Source organism: Streptomyces sp. NPDC092370 (assembly GCF_044755265.1).
GTDB lineage: Bacteria > Actinomycetota > Actinomycetes > Streptomycetales > Streptomycetaceae > Streptomyces.
This window is the reverse complement of record NZ_JBIVQO010000003.1, coordinates 315,487-329,581: the sequence shown is the minus strand read 5'-3', so window position 1 is coordinate 329,581 and position 14,095 is coordinate 315,487. Positions and strand designations below refer to the sequence as shown.

The window sequence follows — 14,095 nt, the reverse complement described above, 5'->3', positions numbered from 1 at the left end:
GTCAGCACCTCGTACATCAGCACCTCATACAGCAGGACATAGTGCGATATGAGCGCGCCTGACCGGATGTGGCGCGCCGGGTGGTTACGCTCGCCGGGTGCCGGTCCTCGACTCTGTGACGCTGCGTGCGCGTGACGCCATCAAGGGCATCTGGCGCGAGGCCGCCGCGTTCGGCGTCGTCGGGGCCCTGGCTTTCGTCGTCGACAACGGCGGCTACAACCTGCTCGTCTTCGGCCTGCCCGGCGGCGCGGAGGGCGGGGTGATGCGGACCGCCCCCGTGCAGGCGTCCGTCCTCGCGACGGCGGCGGCGGCGCTCTTCAGCTGGGTCGGCAACCGCTACTGGACGTACCGTGACCAGCATCGCGAGAAGGTCACCCACGAGCTCGTGCTGTTCCTCGTCGCGAACGGGGTCGGGCTCGCCATCACCGCGGGCACGGTCTACGCCTCCCGGCATCTGCTCGGGCTGGACTCGGCGCTCAGCGACAACACCGCCCGCATCCTCGGCTGGGTGCTGGCGACCCTGTTCCGCTTCTACGCCTACCGGCGCTACGTCTTCGTCGCACCCTGACCGGTCGGCACCCGACGACCCGTTAGCATCCGACATATGGGACAAACAGGGTGGGTGCGGCGGGACGGGCAGCGCTGGGTCTGGGGGACGGCCGCCGTCGCCGCGGTCTGCTGCCTGGCGACGATCCTCGTCTTCGCCCCCGGCTACCTGAGTCCCGACAGCCTCGACCAGCTCCGCCAGGCCGAGGGGAAGAAGCCTCTGACCGACTGGCATCCGCCCGTGCTCAGCCTGGTGTGGCGGGCGCTCATCGCGGTGACCGGCTCGATCGCCTCCCTGCTGGTCCTCCAATGCCTCGTCCTCTGGGCGGCGCTGTGGGTGCTGGCCGTATGCGTAAGGAGGCTGACCGGGAGCCGGGGCGCTGCGCCGGCCGTGCTCGGGCTGGGTCTGGCGCCGTTCGTGCTGACGTTCGCCGGGGTGGTGTGGAAGGACGTGCACGCGGCGTTCGCGCTGCTCGCCGCCTGCGCGGTCGCGTTCACCGGCCTGCTGCTGCGCGACGGCGCCCCTCGCCGCCCCGCCGTGCGGTGGGGCCTGCTCTGGCTGGGCGTGCTGTTCCTCGCCTACGCGATGCTGGTACGCAAGAACGCCGTCGTCGCCGCGATCCCCGTCTTCGTGATGCTGGTCCTCGCCCTGTGGGGCACGCCCGGACGCCGTACGTGGCTGAAGTGCGCGGCGGCCCTCGTCGCCGGGGTCGTGGTGCCCGCCGCCGCCATCTCCCTCTTCGCGCATCCGCTGCGCACCGACCAAGGCGCGCAGATCATGCTCGACGACCTCGTGCACGTGCTGAGCGTGGACGAGCTCCGGTCGGCGGACGTGTCACCCGGGCTGCGGGACCGGCTCGTGGCCTCGGCGCGCGCATGCGAGCGCGTCGGCGCCCTGTCCGACGCCTACTGGGCCTGCTACCAGCGCCCGGCGGACGGGTTGCGCGGCGACTCCGGCGCGATCACGTCCCTGTGGCTGCGGGAGATGAGCGGGCATGTGCCGCACTACCTCCAGTACCGCCTGCTGCTGTTCACGACCCTGCTGTTCGAGACCGACTACGCGTACAAGGCGGGGATCACCCGCAACGACCTGGGCATCGAGGTGGCACACCCCCGGCTGGAGGACATGCTCGGCACGTACGTCAACGGCATGGCCGAGGACCTGCCCTGGCTGTTCCGCGGCTGGTTCTGGCTCGCGGTCGCGCTCGTGCTCGCCGTCCGGCCCGGCACGGGCGTCTTCGCGATGCCGGTCCGGGCGCTCGGTGTCAGCTCGGCGGCCTACATCGTCGGCTATCTGCCGATCATGCCCGCCACGGACTTCCGCTACCTCTACTGGCCGGCGATCGCCTGCGCCCTCGGCCTGCTGCTGCTGTGTCTGGGCCGGGGCACGCCTCCCCCACGACCGGCGAGCCCCGGCGCCCCGGCCGACCGCACCCTCACGGCGCATCAGCCGGCGGACGCCGGGGGCCAGTAACGCCTCAGTCCAGCACCGGCAGCAGCTCGGGCAGGTGCCCGTCCGACGCCTTGGCCGCCCGCTGCCGCTCCTCGGGCACCTCCCCGTACAGGGTGTTCCGGGCCCTGGCCGGGCGGCCCGCCGCGTCCGCCACCGCGATCAGGTCCTTGACCGACTTGTACGAGCCGTACGACGAGCCCGCCATGCGGGAGATGGTCTCCTCCATGAGCGTCCCGCCGAGGTCGTTGGCGCCGGAGCGGAGCATCTCGGCCGCGCCCTCCGTGCCCAGCTTCACCCAGCTGGTCTGGATGTTGGGGATGTACGGGTGCAGCAGGAGCCGGGCCATGGCCGTGACCGCGCGGTTGTCCCGCACGGTCGGGCCCGGCCGGGCGATGCCCGCCAGGTAGACCGGCGCGTTGGTGTGCACGAACGGCAGCGTCACGAACTCGGTGAAGCCGCCCGTGCGCTGCTGGATGCCGGCGAGGGTGCGCAGGTGCCCGAGCCAGTGCCGGGGCTGGTCGACGTGGCCGTACATCATCGTCGAGGACGAGCGGATGCCCAGCTCGTGGGCGGTCGTGACGACGTCGATCCAGTCGGCGGCGGGCAGTTTGCCCTTGGTCAGGATCCAGCGGACCTCGTCGTCGAGGATCTCGGCCGCCGTGCCCGGGATGGTGTCCAGGCCCGCCTCCTTCGCGGCGGTCAGCCACTCGCGGACGGACATGCCGGTGCGGGTCGCGCCGTTGACGACCTCCATCGGCGAGAAGGCGTGCACGTGCATGCCCGGGACGCGCTCCTTCACGGCCCGCGCGATGTCGAAGTACGCCGTGCCCGGCAGGTCCGGGTGGATGCCGCCCTGCATGCACACCTCCACCGCGCCCACCTCCCAGGCCTGCTGGGCCCGGTCGGCGACCTGGTCCAGGGAGAGGGTGTAGGCGTCGGCGTCCGTGCGGCGCTGGGCGAAGGCGCAGAAGCGGCAGCCCGTGTAGCAGACGTTGGTGAAGTTGATGTTGCGGGTGACGATGTAGGTCACGTCGTCGCCCACGGCCGATTTGCGGACGTCGTCGGCGACCCGGGCGAGGGCGTCCAGCGCCGCCCCGTCGGCGTGCAGCAGCGCCAGCGCCTCGTCGTCGGTCAGCTTCGTCGGATCGTCGGCGGCCGTGCGCAGGGCCTGCCGTACGTCGGTGTCGATGCGCTCGGGTGCCATGCCCGGGGCGGCGGCCTCGCGCAGGGCGCCCCAGTCGCCGTACACCTCGTCGAAGTCGTCCCGCCGGTCCGACGTACGGCCCTCGGAGTCGATCGAGGAATGCAGGTCGGTGCGGCCGGACGCGACGAAGACCTCCTCCGGCTCCTGCCAGGGCAGGCCCTCCGGCAGGGCCTCGGGGCGGGCGAGGCCGGTCTCCGGGTCGGCCAGGGCGGCCACGTGCGGGCGCAGCCGCGGGTCCAGCCAGGGCTCGCCGCGCCGCACGAACTCCGGGTACACGCAGAGCCGTTCGCGCAGTTCGAAGCCGGCGGCGCGGGACTTCTCGGCGAGCTGCTCGATCTGCGGCCAGGGGCGCTCGGGGTTGACGTGGTCGATGGTGAGCGGGGAGACGCCTCCCCAGTCGTCGATCCCGGCGCCGATCAGCCGCTCGTACTCGTCGTCGACGAGGTTGGGCGGCGCCTGGATGCAGCCCGAGGGGCCCATGAGGAGCCGGGCGACGGCCACCGTGGCGACCAGTTCGTCGAGTTCCGCGTCGGGCATGCCGCGCATCGCGGTGTCCGGCTTGGCGCGGAAGTTCTGGATGATCAGCTCCTGGACGCCGTGGTAGGCCCGGGAGACCTTCCGCAGCGCGAACAGCGACTCGGCGCGCTCCTCGTAGGTCTCGCCGATGCCTATGAGGACCCCGGAGGTGAAGGGCACGGAGGAACGCCCCGCGTCCTCCAGGACCCGCAGGCGGACGGCGGGTTCCTTGTCGGGAGAACCGTGGTGCGGGCCGCCCGGCTCCGACCAGAGACGGGTCGCGGTGGTCTCCAGCATCATGCCCATGCTGGGCGCGACCGGTTTCAGACGCTGGAAGTCCGTCCAGCTCATGACGCCCGGGTTCAGGTGGGGCAGCAGGCCCGTCTCCTCCAGGATGCGGATGGAGATGGCCCGGACGTAGGCGATGGTGTCGTCGTAGCCGTGCGCGTCGAGCCACTCGCGCGCCTGCGGCCAGCGGTCCTCGGGCTTGTCGCCGAGGGTGATGAGGGCTTCCTTGCAGCCGAGGGCGGCGCCCTTGCGGGCGATGTCCAGCACCTCGTCCGGGGACATGAACATCCCGTGGCCGTCCCGGCGCAGCTTGCCGGGGACGGTGACGAACGTGCAGTAGTGGCACTTGTCCCGGCACAGCCGCGTCAGCGGGATGAAGACGCTCTTCGAGTACGTGATGACGCCCGGCCGCCCCGCTGCCGCCAGGCCCGCGTCCCGCACCCGGGCGGCCGAGGCCGACAGGTCCTCCAGCCGCTCACCCCGGGCCTGGAGCAGCACCGCAGCCTCGGTGACGTCGAGCGAGACGCCGTCCCTGGCCCGTTTCAGGGCGCGACGCATGGAGTTCTCGGTGGGGCCGGTTCCGGAGGTCGCGGAAGTCGTCATCCTTCGAGCATACGAGTGCGCTGATCAGAGCCGGGGAATCCCCGTCAGTGGAAGGCCAGCCACCCGATGCCCAGGGCCGAGGTGAGGCCGGCGGCGGCGACGGCGGCCGGTCTGTTGCGGTGCAGGGCGAACCAGGCCAGCGCGGCGGTCACCAGCACGGCCGCCGTGCCGATCGCGGCACGCAGCGGCCCCTGGCTGTAGCCGTACTCGGTGAAATGACGCAGGAGCCAGGACAACCAGGCAAGCCTCATGACGCTCTCTCCCCCGTGGCGAACTGACCCGCAGTTTAGTAGAGGGAGCCAACCACCCTGCCGTGCAGGGAAGTTGGTCAGAGGTATCCGACCAGGCCGTCCAGCGCCTTCAGCACCTCCGCCTCCCCCGCCGGAGGCAGCTGCGCCACGATCTCCCGGATGCCGAGGTCGGCGTAGTGGGCGAGCTTGCCCGGGCTGGGGTGGACGGCGTAGGGGACGACCTGGAGAGCCTCGGGGTCGCGCCCGGCGTCGGCCCAGGCGGCGCGCAGGACCGGCAGCGACTCGCCGAGGCCGCGACCGCCGATCGGCAGCCACCCGTCGGCGTACTCGCTGATGTGCGCGAACAGCCTGGGTCCGGCGGCCCCGCCGACGAGCGTGCGCGGGCCGACGACCGGACCGCGCGGCTGCTGCACGGGCTTCGGATACGCGTGACTGGCCCGGACGCCGCCGAACTCCCCCTCGTAGGCGACCGGCTCCCGCGACCACAGCGCCCGCATCAGCGCCATCCGGTCGCGCACCAGCTCGCGCCGGGTGTTCCACCGCACGCCGTGATCGGCGGCCTCCTCGACGTTCCACCCGAAGCCGAGCCCGAGCGTGAACCGGCCGCCGGAGAGATGGTCCAGGGTCGCGATCCGCTTGGCCAGGTCGATCGGATCGTGCTGGGCGACCAGTGTGATGCCCGTGCCGAGCCCGAGCCGCTCGGTGACGGCGGCGGCCTGGCCGAGGGCCACGAAGGGGTCGAGGGTGCGGCCGTACTCGGGCGGCAGGTCACCGCCCACCGGGTACGGGGTGGTCCGCTCCACCGGGATGTGGGTGTGCTCGGGCAGATACAACCCGGCGAAACCGCGGTCCTCCAGCTCCCGGGCGAGCCGGGTCGGGGTGATCGTCTCGTCGGTGAGGAAGATCGTCACGGCGATGCGCATGACGCATCTGTACCCGAGGGACGGGACGATGTCGATACCGACCGGTCGGCATTCACCGGGGTCCGTGCGGGTGAAATCTGCCGATCCCCTTCCCTTGCACCGGAGTTCACGGCTCAATACGAGGCTGGACACGAGGCTCCACGCACCACCCCCGCACCACCCAGCCATGTCACCGACGACACCCGGGGAGCATCAGCATGTGCGAGGACAGCCACGGCGGGTTCGGCCGGCGCGCTCTGTTCGTGACCGGAGCGCCGGCCGCGCTTACGGTGGGAAGCGTGAGCTTCGCGTCAGCGGCCGACGGGGGCCGGGAGCGCAGAACCGTGCGCGGCACGCTGCCGCCCGGCTCCCCCGACTTCGTGTACGTGCCCGTGGAGGTCCCGGCCGGTGTCCGGGAGCTCAAGGTCGCCTACACCTACGACCGGCCGGCCGTCCCGGCCGGCACCCTGGGCAACGCCCTCGACATCGGCGTCTTCGACGACCGCGGCACCGAGCTCGGCGGCCGGGGTTTTCGCGGCTGGTCGGGCGGGGCGCGCACCGAGTTCTTCCTGCGCGCCGACGACGCGACGCCCGGCTACCTCCCGGGCCCGGTGCGCGAGGGCACCTGGCACATCGCGCTCGGCCCGTACACGGTCGCCCCGCAGGGCCTGTCGTACGAGATCACCCTCACGCTGACGTACGGGGAGCCGGGCGAGGCCGCGGAGCCGGTGTATCCGCCGGAGCGGGCGAAGGGCCGGGGGCGGGCCTGGTACCGGGGCGACTGCCATCTGCACTCCTGGCACTCCGACGGCCGCCGCACCCCCGCCGAGATCGGCGAACTGGCCCGGGCCGCCGGTCTGGACTTCATCAACTCCTCCGAGCACAACACGCAGGCCGCGCACGCCCACTGGGCCGACGTGGCCGGGGACGACCTGCTGGTCATGCTGGGCGAGGAGGTCACCACCCGCAACGGGCACGTCGTCGCGCTCGGCACCGACCCGGGCACCTTCGTCGACTGGCGCTACCGCGCCCGCGACAACCGCTTCGGCCGGTTCGCCCGGCAGATCCGCCGCGCCGGCGGCCTGGTCGTCCCGGCCCACCCGCACGCCACCTGCGTCGGCTGCAACTGGAAGTTCGGCTTCGACGAGGCGGACGCGGTGGAGGTGTGGAACGGCCCCTACACGCCCGACGACGAGGTGGCGCTGGCCGACTGGGACAGTATGCTCGTGGCGTCCGTACGGGACGGGCGCGGCTGGCTCCCGGCGATGGGCAGCAGCGACGCCCACCGCTCCCCGGACGCGGTGGGCAGCCCCCAGACGGTCGTCCTGGCCGACGACCTGACCCGGGAGGCCGTCCAGGAGGGCATCCGGGCGGGACGGTCCTACATCGCCGAGTCCGCCAGGGTCACGCTGTCGTTCGGGGCGTCCGGCGGACGCGGCGAGCACGCCGGCATCGGCGAGCGGCTCGCCGTGGGCCGCGACACCCCGGTCACCGTCCGCCTCGACGTGACGGGCGCCCCCCGCTGCACGGTCCGCTTCGTCACCGACCAGGGCGTCGTCCACACCAGTGCCCCCCTGCCGGTGTCCGGTTCGGGCGTGGTCGAGTGGCGGACGACCCCGTCCTACGCGGCGTACGTACGGGCCGAGCTGCGGCACGAGGCGGCGGCGGGGCCGCTCCCCGGAGCGCTGGCGGCGTTCACGAATCCGGTCTTCCTGGGCCGCCGCTAGGGGGTGGCGTCCGCCAGGTCGGCCACGACCGCCGCGTGGTCGGAGGGCCACACCCCGTCGACCGGGCCGTCACAGGCCCGCCGTACGTCCCGGACACGGCCGAGTCCGCCGGGGCCGGGTGGGCCCACGTGGATGTAGTCGATGCGTGCGCCGGGTTTCCGGCCGGCCACCACATGCGGGTTGGCCGCGTCCCAGGTGGCGGAGGGCGCGGCCGGGTCGGCGTACTCCCAGGCGTCGACGAGGACCTGGCCGGGCACGGTGGGAGCCGTCTTGTAACCGCCGAGGAGACGGATCTCGTCGGAGTCGGGCCAGGCGTTGAGGTCGCCGGTGACGACGGGCGGGAACGGGGAGTCGCCGCCGTGCCGGGCGACGAACTCGGCGAGGGCGGCGACCTGCCGGCAGCGGACCGCCGAGGCGTGCAGGGCGGAGCTGAAGTGGGCCGTGAAGAAAGGCACTTCGTGGCGGGGCGCGGCCAGGCGGGCGTAGAGGGCCAGGCGGCCGTCGTCCGTGTCGGCCGGGGCGGGCAGCGGCAGCACGTCCTGGTCGACGACCGGCCATCTGCTGAGCACGGCGTTGCCGATGCCGACGGTGGGGTCCCCGATCCGCCGCTGCCAGCGCTCGGGGGCGGGCGAGGCGCCCCAGGCCCAGTGCAGGCCGAGCTCACCGGCCAGCCACTCGGCGAGGTTCTCGCCGTCGGCCGCCCAGACCTCCTGCAGTCCCACGACGTCGGGCCGCAGCTCCCGCAGGGCTGTGAGAATCGCCTTCTGCCGTGTCTGCCACGGCCCGAAGCGCCACCACAGGTTCCAGGTCACGATCCGCATCCGCAGCCACCCGCTCTCCTCGATGCCGCGTCTGGGATCATTGAAGCAGGAACCATCGCGCGTTCTGTGAGAGCTTCGTGTGAAGGAGACCATCGACGATGTCCCGACGCGCCGACCTGAGGTTCCGGGCGACCACGGCCTTCCAGCGCCGCCTCAACCCGTTCCTGCGCCGCCTCCCCCTCCAGACGGTCCTGGAGACGACGGGCCGCGTCTCCGGGCTGCCCCGTCGCACGCCGGTGGGCGGACGCCGCGTCGGCGGCTCCTTCTGGCTGGTGTCGGAGTTCGGCGAACGGTCGCAGTACGTGCGCAACATCAAAGCCGATCCGCGGGTGCGGGTGCGCATCCGCGGGCGGTGGCACGAGGGCACCGCGCATCTGATGCCGCAGGACGACCCGGTGGCGCGGCTGCGGGCGCTGCCCCGCGTCAACAGCATGGGGGTGCGGGTCCTCGGGACGAACCTGCTGACCGTACGGGTGGATCTGGACGGCTGAGGCGCGTCAGCCCGGCCAGACGATCGCCTGCACCTCGCTGTAGGCGTGCAGCGCGTAACTGCCGACGTCCCGGCCGACGCCGCTGCGCTTGAAGCCGCCGAAGGGCGCCTCCATGTTCCGCCCGACGGTGTTCACCCCCACCCCGCCGGCCCTGAGCCGCCGCGCCACCCGGAAGGCCCGGGCCACGTCACCCGACCAGACGTAGTCGATGAGCCCGTAGTCGGTGTCGTTGGCGAGTGCGACGCCCTCCTCCTCGTCGTCGAAGGGGATGACGGCCACCACCGGCCCGAAGATCTCCTCGCGGGCCACCCGCATGTCGTTGCGGCAGCCGGCCAGCAGGGTCGGGGCGACGTAGAAGCCGTGGGGCAGATCGGGGCGTTCGCCGCCCGCCACCACCACCGCGCCCTCCTTCCGGCCCAGTTCGACGTACGACTCCACCCGGTCCCGGTGCGCCGCCGAGATCACCGGCCCGACCACGGTGTCCGGCTCGCGCGGATCACCGACCTTCAACCGGCGTGCGTAGGCGGCCAGTCCCTCGACCAGCCGGTCGTGGATCCCGCGCTGTGCCAGCACCCGGGTCGGTGCCGTGCAGATCTGCCCGCTGTAGAAGGAGAAGGTGGTGCCGATCCCGGCCACGGCCGAGGCGAGGTCGGCGTCGTCGAAGACGACCGCCGCGCCCTTCCCGCCCAGCTCCATCAACTGCCGTTTCATGCCGCGCCCGCACACCTCGGCGATGCGCTGCCCGACCGCCGTGGAGCCGGTGAAGCTGACCATGTCGACGTCCGGTGACGCCACGGCCGCCTCGCCGGTCTCGCCGCCCGGGCCGCCGACCACGTTCACCACGCCCGGGGGCACTCCGGCCGCCTCCAGTGCCTGAGCCATCCGGTACACCGACAGGGGATCCTGCGGGGCAGGTTTCACCACGACCGTGTTGCCCATGGCCAGGGCGGGCGCGACCTTGCCGGCCGGGTTGGCCCAGGGGTTGTTGTACGAGGTGATGCAGGTGACGACCCCGACGGGCTGCCGGATCGCCAGAGCACCCATCACGCCGGCCTTCCCCATCGGCCCGGCCTCGTTGATCTGCGGCGGGATCGCCCACTCGGCGCTTTCCACGCGCGCGTAGCGCCGGAAGCGGGCGGCGGCGACCCCGACCTGCATGGCCCGGGCCGTGCCGGTGGTCGCGCCGGTCTCGGCCCGGGCCAGCTCCGCGTACTCCCTCAGATGGCCGGCGATGATCCCCGCCGCCCGCCCGAGCACCGCCGCCCGCTCCTCCGGCGCAGTGCGCGACCACGGCCCGAAGGCCTCGCGGGCGGCGGCGCAGGCCGCGAGCACCTGATCCCGCGAGGCCTGTGGCGCCCACCCGACGGTCTGCCCGGTCGCCGGGTCGATCACCGCGTAGTGCCCGCCGTCCGGCTCCGCCCAGGCGCCGCCGACGAACAGCGACTGCCGTGCCGTCACCGCGTGCTCACCGTCTCCGTGTCCCGCCCCGAGCGCAGCACCCGGCCCGGTACGGCCCCGGTCACCACGTCGTCCCGGATCGCCTCGGCCCCGTTGACCCAGACGGCCCGCACGCCCAGCGCCCGGGAGTCCAGCCGCGGGCTGTCGCCCGGCAGGTCGTGCACCAGGGTGGCCGGGCCCGCGTCGATCCGCCGCGGGTCGAGCAGGACCAGGTCCGCGTGCCAGCCCTCCCGGATCCGCCCCCGTTCCCGCAGTCCGAAGAGCCGGGCCGGGTCGTCGGTCAGCATCTTCACGGCCTGCTCCAGACCGACCAGCTTCCTGCCCCGCAGGCAGTCCCCGAGGAACCGGGTCGTGTACGGCGCCCCGCACATCCGGTCCAGATGGGCACCCGCGTCGGACCCGCCGAGCAGCACGTCCTCGTGCTGCCAGGTCTGAGCCCGCAGCGCCCAGGACGCCGGGTCGTTGTCGGTCGGCATCGGCCACAGCACCGTACGGAGCTGGTCGTTGGCGCAGATCTCCACCAGGCACGCGAAGGGCTCCTGGCCGCGCTCCTCGGCGATGTCCTTCACCACGCGCCCGGTCAGCCCGGCGTTCGCCTCGCTGTAGGTGTCGCCGATGACGTACCGGCCGAAGTTCGACAGCCGCCGGAAGACACCCGCCTCCTTGGAACGGGCCCGCCGCAGCAGCTCGGCCCGCACGTCCGGATCCCGCAGCCTCTCGATCCGCTCGGGCACGGGCAGCCCGAGCACCGGCCCCCACCCGGGGATGAGGTTCAGCGCGCAGAACGTCCCCAGGGACATGTTCATCGGCGTGAGGATCGGCATGGTCAGCGCCACGACCCTGCCGCCGGCCTTCCTCGCCTGTTCGCTCGCCAGCAACTGCCGGGGCACCCGCTCGGGGACGGCCGCGTCGATCGTCAGCACGTTCCAGTTCAGCGGCCGCCCGGCCACCGCGCTCATCTCCGCGAACAGGTCGATCTCCGCGTCACTGAACTGATCCAGACAGCCCGCGACGATCGCCTCGATCTGCGTGCCCTCACACTCCCCGACGGCCCGTGACAGCGCCAGCAGCTCGGCCGGCCGGGCATGCCGCGAGGCGACCGGCTGCCCGTCGCCGTCGGAGTGGCTGGTCGACTGGGTGGTGGACAGCCCCCAGGCCCCGGCGTCCATGGACTCCCGCAGCAACCGCACCATCGCGGCGAGCTCCTCCTGAGTCGGCTGCCCGCCGACGGCCCGCGGCCCCATCACGTACCGCCGCAGCGCACAGTGCCCCACCATGAACCCGGCGTTGACGGCGATCCGCCCCTCCAGGGCGTCCAGGTACTCCCCGAAGGAATGCCAGCTCCAGGGCGCCCCCTCCTCCAGCGCCACCAGCGCCATGCCCTCGACCCTGGACATCATCCGCCGCGTGTAGTCGGCGTCCTCGGGTCGATCGGGATGCAGCGGCGCCAGCGTGAACCCGCAGTTCCCGCCGGCGACGGTGGTGACCCCGTGGTTGAGGGACGGCGTGGCGTACGGGTCCCAGAAGAGCTGGGCGTCGTAGTGGGTGTGGGGATCGACGAAGCCGGGAGTGAGGACGAGCCCGGTGGCGTCCTCGGTGGTCCGGGCTTCCCCGGTGACCCGGCCGATGACGGCGATGCGGCCGTCTTTGACGCCTACGTCGGCGGTGTAGCCGGGCGCACCGGTCCCGTCGACGACGGTCGCCCCTGTGATGACGTGATCGAGCATGACGACTCAACTCCCTCGAGTACGACGCCTGAGGGGCGCGGGACTGTGCCGATGTGCGGCTCCGCCGCGTGGGCGCGGCCGGCCACGACGCGCCCGCACTCGCCACCGCACGCTCAACCCACCCCGCGGAACCGCGACGTCCGATGCACGGGATCGGTATCGATCTTGGGAATCACGTACTCCCCGACCAGCCGGATCGTCTGAAGCGTCTCCTCCTTCGGCACCCCCACCGGCAGCCCGAAGCTCAGCTGATCGGCCCCGGCCTGCTCCCACCGCTTGCACTGCCGCAGCACCTCGTCCGGGTCCCCGCAGATCAGCAGCTCCTCCTCGATCAGCACCTCCACGAGCTCCTCGGTGTACTCCGGCAGCGTCTCCGGCCACACCGGGAACCCCTCGGGCCGGGGGAACGTGTCGTGGTAGCGGAAGACCAGTGAGGGCAGATAGTGCAGCCCCCCGCTCGCGGCGATCCGCACCGCCTCGGCGTGGGTCGGCGCGCAGATGGCCGTGGTCGTCACCATCACGTTGTCGTTCACGAAGGCCCCGACGGGCTCCGCGTCCACGATCGCCGTCTTGTACTGCTCCAGCACCCATTCCATGTCGGAGACCTTCTGCACGCTGAAGCCGAGCACCCCGAGGCCCTTCCTCGCCGCCATGGCGTACGACGGGGGCGACCCGGCCGCGTACCACATCGCCGGGTGCGAGGCGCCGTACGGCTTCGGCAGGACCTTCCGCGGCGGCAGCGACCAGTGCTTGCCCTGGAAGCCCTGGTACTCGTCCTGGAGCCACATCCTGGGGAACTCGGCGATCGTCTCTTCCCAGAGTTCCTTGGTGTGGTTCATGTCGGTCACGCCCGGCATGAACCCGAGGATCTCGTGCGATCCGGCGCCCCGCCCGCTGCCGAACTCGAAGCGGTTGCCGCTGAGGTGGTCGAGCATCGCGACCTTCTCGGCGACCTTCACCGGGTGGTTGACCGGGGCGAGCGGGTTGAAGATCCCCGAGCCCAGATGGATCCGTTCGGTCGCGTGCGCCAGGTACCCGAGGAAGACGTCGTTGGCGGAGAGGTGCGAGTACTCGTCCAGGAAGTGGTGCTCCGAGGCCCAGGCGTACTTGAAGCCCGACTTGTCCGCCTGGATGACGTACTCGGTCTCCTCCATCAGCGCCTTGTGCTCGGCGAGCGGGTCGGTCTCGGCCCGTTTGCCGACGTATCCCTGAACGAAGATGCCGAATTCCAAGGAGGTTCACCGCCCCACAGTCAGTTCTGACGGTGCGTCAGATCGTTGGGTCCGACTGTTCCACCGGCCCTCATGAGCGTCAATAGCCGATGGAACGTCAGATGACGCTGACACCGGCCAGCCAGCCGCCGTCGATCACGAACGGCTGCCCCGTGATGTACGACGAGTCCTGCGAGGTGAGGAACAGCGCGAGCCTGGCCACCTCCTCCGGCCGCCCGGCCCTGCCCAGCGGCACGAGCTTGCGGTACAGCCGGTCGAGCCCTCTCGCCGTCTCCTCCGGGTCGGCGTCCGGGTCGAGCCGTGCCGGGTTGGACATCGCCGTGTCGACGGCCCCCGGACAGACGACGTTGACGCGTATCCCCCGCCCGGCCAGCTCCAGGGCGGCGACCCGGGTCAGACCGACCACGGCGTGCTTGGTCGCCGCGTAGGCGCCCACCGCGGCCATCCCGGTCAGGCCGGTGCAGGATGCGGTGTTGACGATCGTGCCCCCGTCGGCCATCTCCGGGGCGACCGCCTTGATGCCGAGGAAGCAGCCCACCTGGTTGACCTGGACGACCTGCATGAATTCGTCGAGGGGGGTGTCGAGGAGGGAGTTGAAGCGCAGGATGCCGGCGTTGTTGACGAGCCCGTCGACGTGGCCGTACGCGTCCTTGGCGGCGGCGACGGCGGACCGCCAGTCGCCCTCCCGCCCCACGTCCAGACGGACGTACCGCCCGCCGATCTCCTTCGCGAGGGCCTCGCCCTGGTCGTCGAGGACGTCCGCCAGGACCACCCGGGCCCCCTCGGCCGCGAACAGCCGCGCCTCCTGCTCGCCCTGGCCGCGTGCGGCCCCGGTGACGATGACGACCCGTCCGTCCAGCTTTCCCATGGGGTCTC

The 14,095-nt window shown here is 72.3% G+C and carries 12 protein-coding genes; 4 read left to right on the top strand and 8 right to left on the bottom strand.

Translation table 11 applies throughout. The annotated features are described in order from the left end of the window. Positions 1–97 precede the first annotated feature (97 nt). Both ACIQHQ_RS12700 and ACIQHQ_RS12695 read left to right on the top strand, forming a co-directional pair. Positions 98–568: a GtrA family protein gene (locus tag ACIQHQ_RS12700; protein WP_402611938.1), complete on the top strand. Its 471-nt coding sequence runs from the start codon at positions 98–100 to the stop codon at positions 566–568. 36 nt (positions 569–604) lie between these two features. Beyond that, the gene (locus tag ACIQHQ_RS12695) at positions 605–2,020 is read left to right on the top strand and encodes a hypothetical protein (RefSeq protein WP_402611937.1); all 1,416 of its coding nucleotides are present in this window, start codon (positions 605–607) and stop codon (positions 2,018–2,020) included. A 4-nt stretch (positions 2,021–2,024) separates the two neighbouring features. Here the strand turns inward: ACIQHQ_RS12695 and ACIQHQ_RS12690 are convergent, their stop codons facing one another. The 3 genes from ACIQHQ_RS12690 to ACIQHQ_RS12680 form a co-directional block, all read right to left on the bottom strand. Beyond that, the gene (locus ACIQHQ_RS12690) at positions 2,025–4,610 is read right to left on the bottom strand and encodes a bifunctional FO biosynthesis protein CofGH (protein ID WP_402611936.1); all 2,586 of its coding nucleotides are present in this window, start codon (positions 4,608–4,610) and stop codon (positions 2,025–2,027) included. A 44-nt stretch (positions 4,611–4,654) separates the two neighbouring features. After that, the gene (locus tag ACIQHQ_RS12685; RefSeq protein WP_402611935.1) at positions 4,655–4,861 is read right to left on the bottom strand and encodes a hypothetical protein; all 207 of its coding nucleotides are present in this window, start codon (positions 4,859–4,861) and stop codon (positions 4,655–4,657) included. Positions 4,862–4,938: 77 nt separating this feature from the next. After that, positions 4,939–5,784 (bottom strand): LLM class F420-dependent oxidoreductase, encoded by an 846-nt coding sequence (locus ACIQHQ_RS12680; RefSeq protein WP_402611934.1) that lies wholly within the window; start codon positions 5,782–5,784, stop codon positions 4,939–4,941. Between the two features lie 197 nt (positions 5,785–5,981). On the opposite strand from ACIQHQ_RS12680, the gene ACIQHQ_RS12675 reads away from it, so the two are divergent. Beyond that, positions 5,982–7,490, top strand: coding sequence for a CehA/McbA family metallohydrolase (locus ACIQHQ_RS12675; RefSeq protein WP_402611933.1), 1,509 nt, complete (start codon positions 5,982–5,984; stop codon positions 7,488–7,490). Here the strand turns inward: ACIQHQ_RS12675 and ACIQHQ_RS12670 are convergent. After that, entirely contained in the window at positions 7,487–8,311 is an 825-nt protein-coding gene (locus ACIQHQ_RS12670) for an endonuclease/exonuclease/phosphatase family protein (protein WP_402611932.1), read from the bottom strand. The two genes, ACIQHQ_RS12675 and ACIQHQ_RS12670, sit on opposite strands and share 4 nt — an antisense overlap. Before the next feature lie 98 nt (positions 8,312–8,409). Between ACIQHQ_RS12670 and ACIQHQ_RS12665 the strand changes: the two genes are divergently transcribed. Then, a complete protein-coding gene (locus ACIQHQ_RS12665) occupies positions 8,410–8,802 on the top strand; it encodes a nitroreductase/quinone reductase family protein (RefSeq protein WP_402611931.1) in 393 nt (130 codons plus the stop codon). 6 nt (positions 8,803–8,808) lie between these two features. Here the strand turns inward: ACIQHQ_RS12665 and ACIQHQ_RS12660 are convergent, their stop codons facing one another. From ACIQHQ_RS12660 to ACIQHQ_RS12645, 4 genes are all read right to left on the bottom strand, one after another. Continuing rightward, positions 8,809–10,260 (bottom strand): aldehyde dehydrogenase family protein, encoded by a 1,452-nt coding sequence (locus ACIQHQ_RS12660; RefSeq protein WP_402611930.1) that lies wholly within the window; start codon positions 10,258–10,260, stop codon positions 8,809–8,811. After that, positions 10,257–11,987, bottom strand: coding sequence for an amidohydrolase family protein (locus tag ACIQHQ_RS12655; RefSeq protein ID WP_402611929.1), 1,731 nt, complete (start codon positions 11,985–11,987; stop codon positions 10,257–10,259). The genes ACIQHQ_RS12660 and ACIQHQ_RS12655 overlap by 4 nt, the downstream gene beginning before the upstream one ends. A gap of 113 nt (positions 11,988–12,100) precedes the next feature. Next, positions 12,101–13,219 (bottom strand): LLM class flavin-dependent oxidoreductase, encoded by a 1,119-nt coding sequence (locus tag ACIQHQ_RS12650; RefSeq protein WP_402611928.1) that lies wholly within the window; start codon positions 13,217–13,219, stop codon positions 12,101–12,103. 97 nt (positions 13,220–13,316) lie between these two features. Next, positions 13,317–14,087, bottom strand: a complete 771-nt coding sequence (locus ACIQHQ_RS12645; RefSeq protein WP_402611927.1) for an SDR family NAD(P)-dependent oxidoreductase — start codon at positions 14,085–14,087, stop codon at positions 13,317–13,319. Between the last annotated feature and the right edge of the window lie 8 nt (positions 14,088–14,095).

Bases quoted from the DNA above. Each gene is read 5' to 3' on its own strand.
- ACIQHQ_RS12665 (WP_402611931.1), top strand. From the start codon at position 8,410: ATGTCCCGACGCGCCGACCTGAGGTTCCGGGCGACCACGGCCTTCCAG.
- ACIQHQ_RS12695 (WP_402611937.1), top strand. From the start codon at position 605: ATGGGACAAACAGGGTGGGTGCGGCGGGACGGGCAGCGCTGGGTCTGG.
- ACIQHQ_RS12670 (WP_402611932.1), bottom strand. From the start codon at position 8,311: ATGCGGATCGTGACCTGGAACCTGTGGTGGCGCTTCGGGCCGTGGCAG.
- ACIQHQ_RS12680 (WP_402611934.1), bottom strand. From the start codon at position 5,784: ATGCGCATCGCCGTGACGATCTTCCTCACCGACGAGACGATCACCCCG.
- ACIQHQ_RS12690 (WP_402611936.1), bottom strand. From the start codon at position 4,610: ATGACGACTTCCGCGACCTCCGGAACCGGCCCCACCGAGAACTCCATG.
- ACIQHQ_RS12675 (WP_402611933.1), top strand. From the start codon at position 5,982: ATGTGCGAGGACAGCCACGGCGGGTTCGGCCGGCGCGCTCTGTTCGTG.
- ACIQHQ_RS12655 (WP_402611929.1), bottom strand. From the start codon at position 11,987: ATGCTCGATCACGTCATCACAGGGGCGACCGTCGTCGACGGGACCGGT.
- ACIQHQ_RS12685 (WP_402611935.1), bottom strand. From the start codon at position 4,861: ATGAGGCTTGCCTGGTTGTCCTGGCTCCTGCGTCATTTCACCGAGTAC.
- ACIQHQ_RS12645 (WP_402611927.1), bottom strand. From the start codon at position 14,087: ATGGGAAAGCTGGACGGACGGGTCGTCATCGTCACCGGGGCCGCACGC.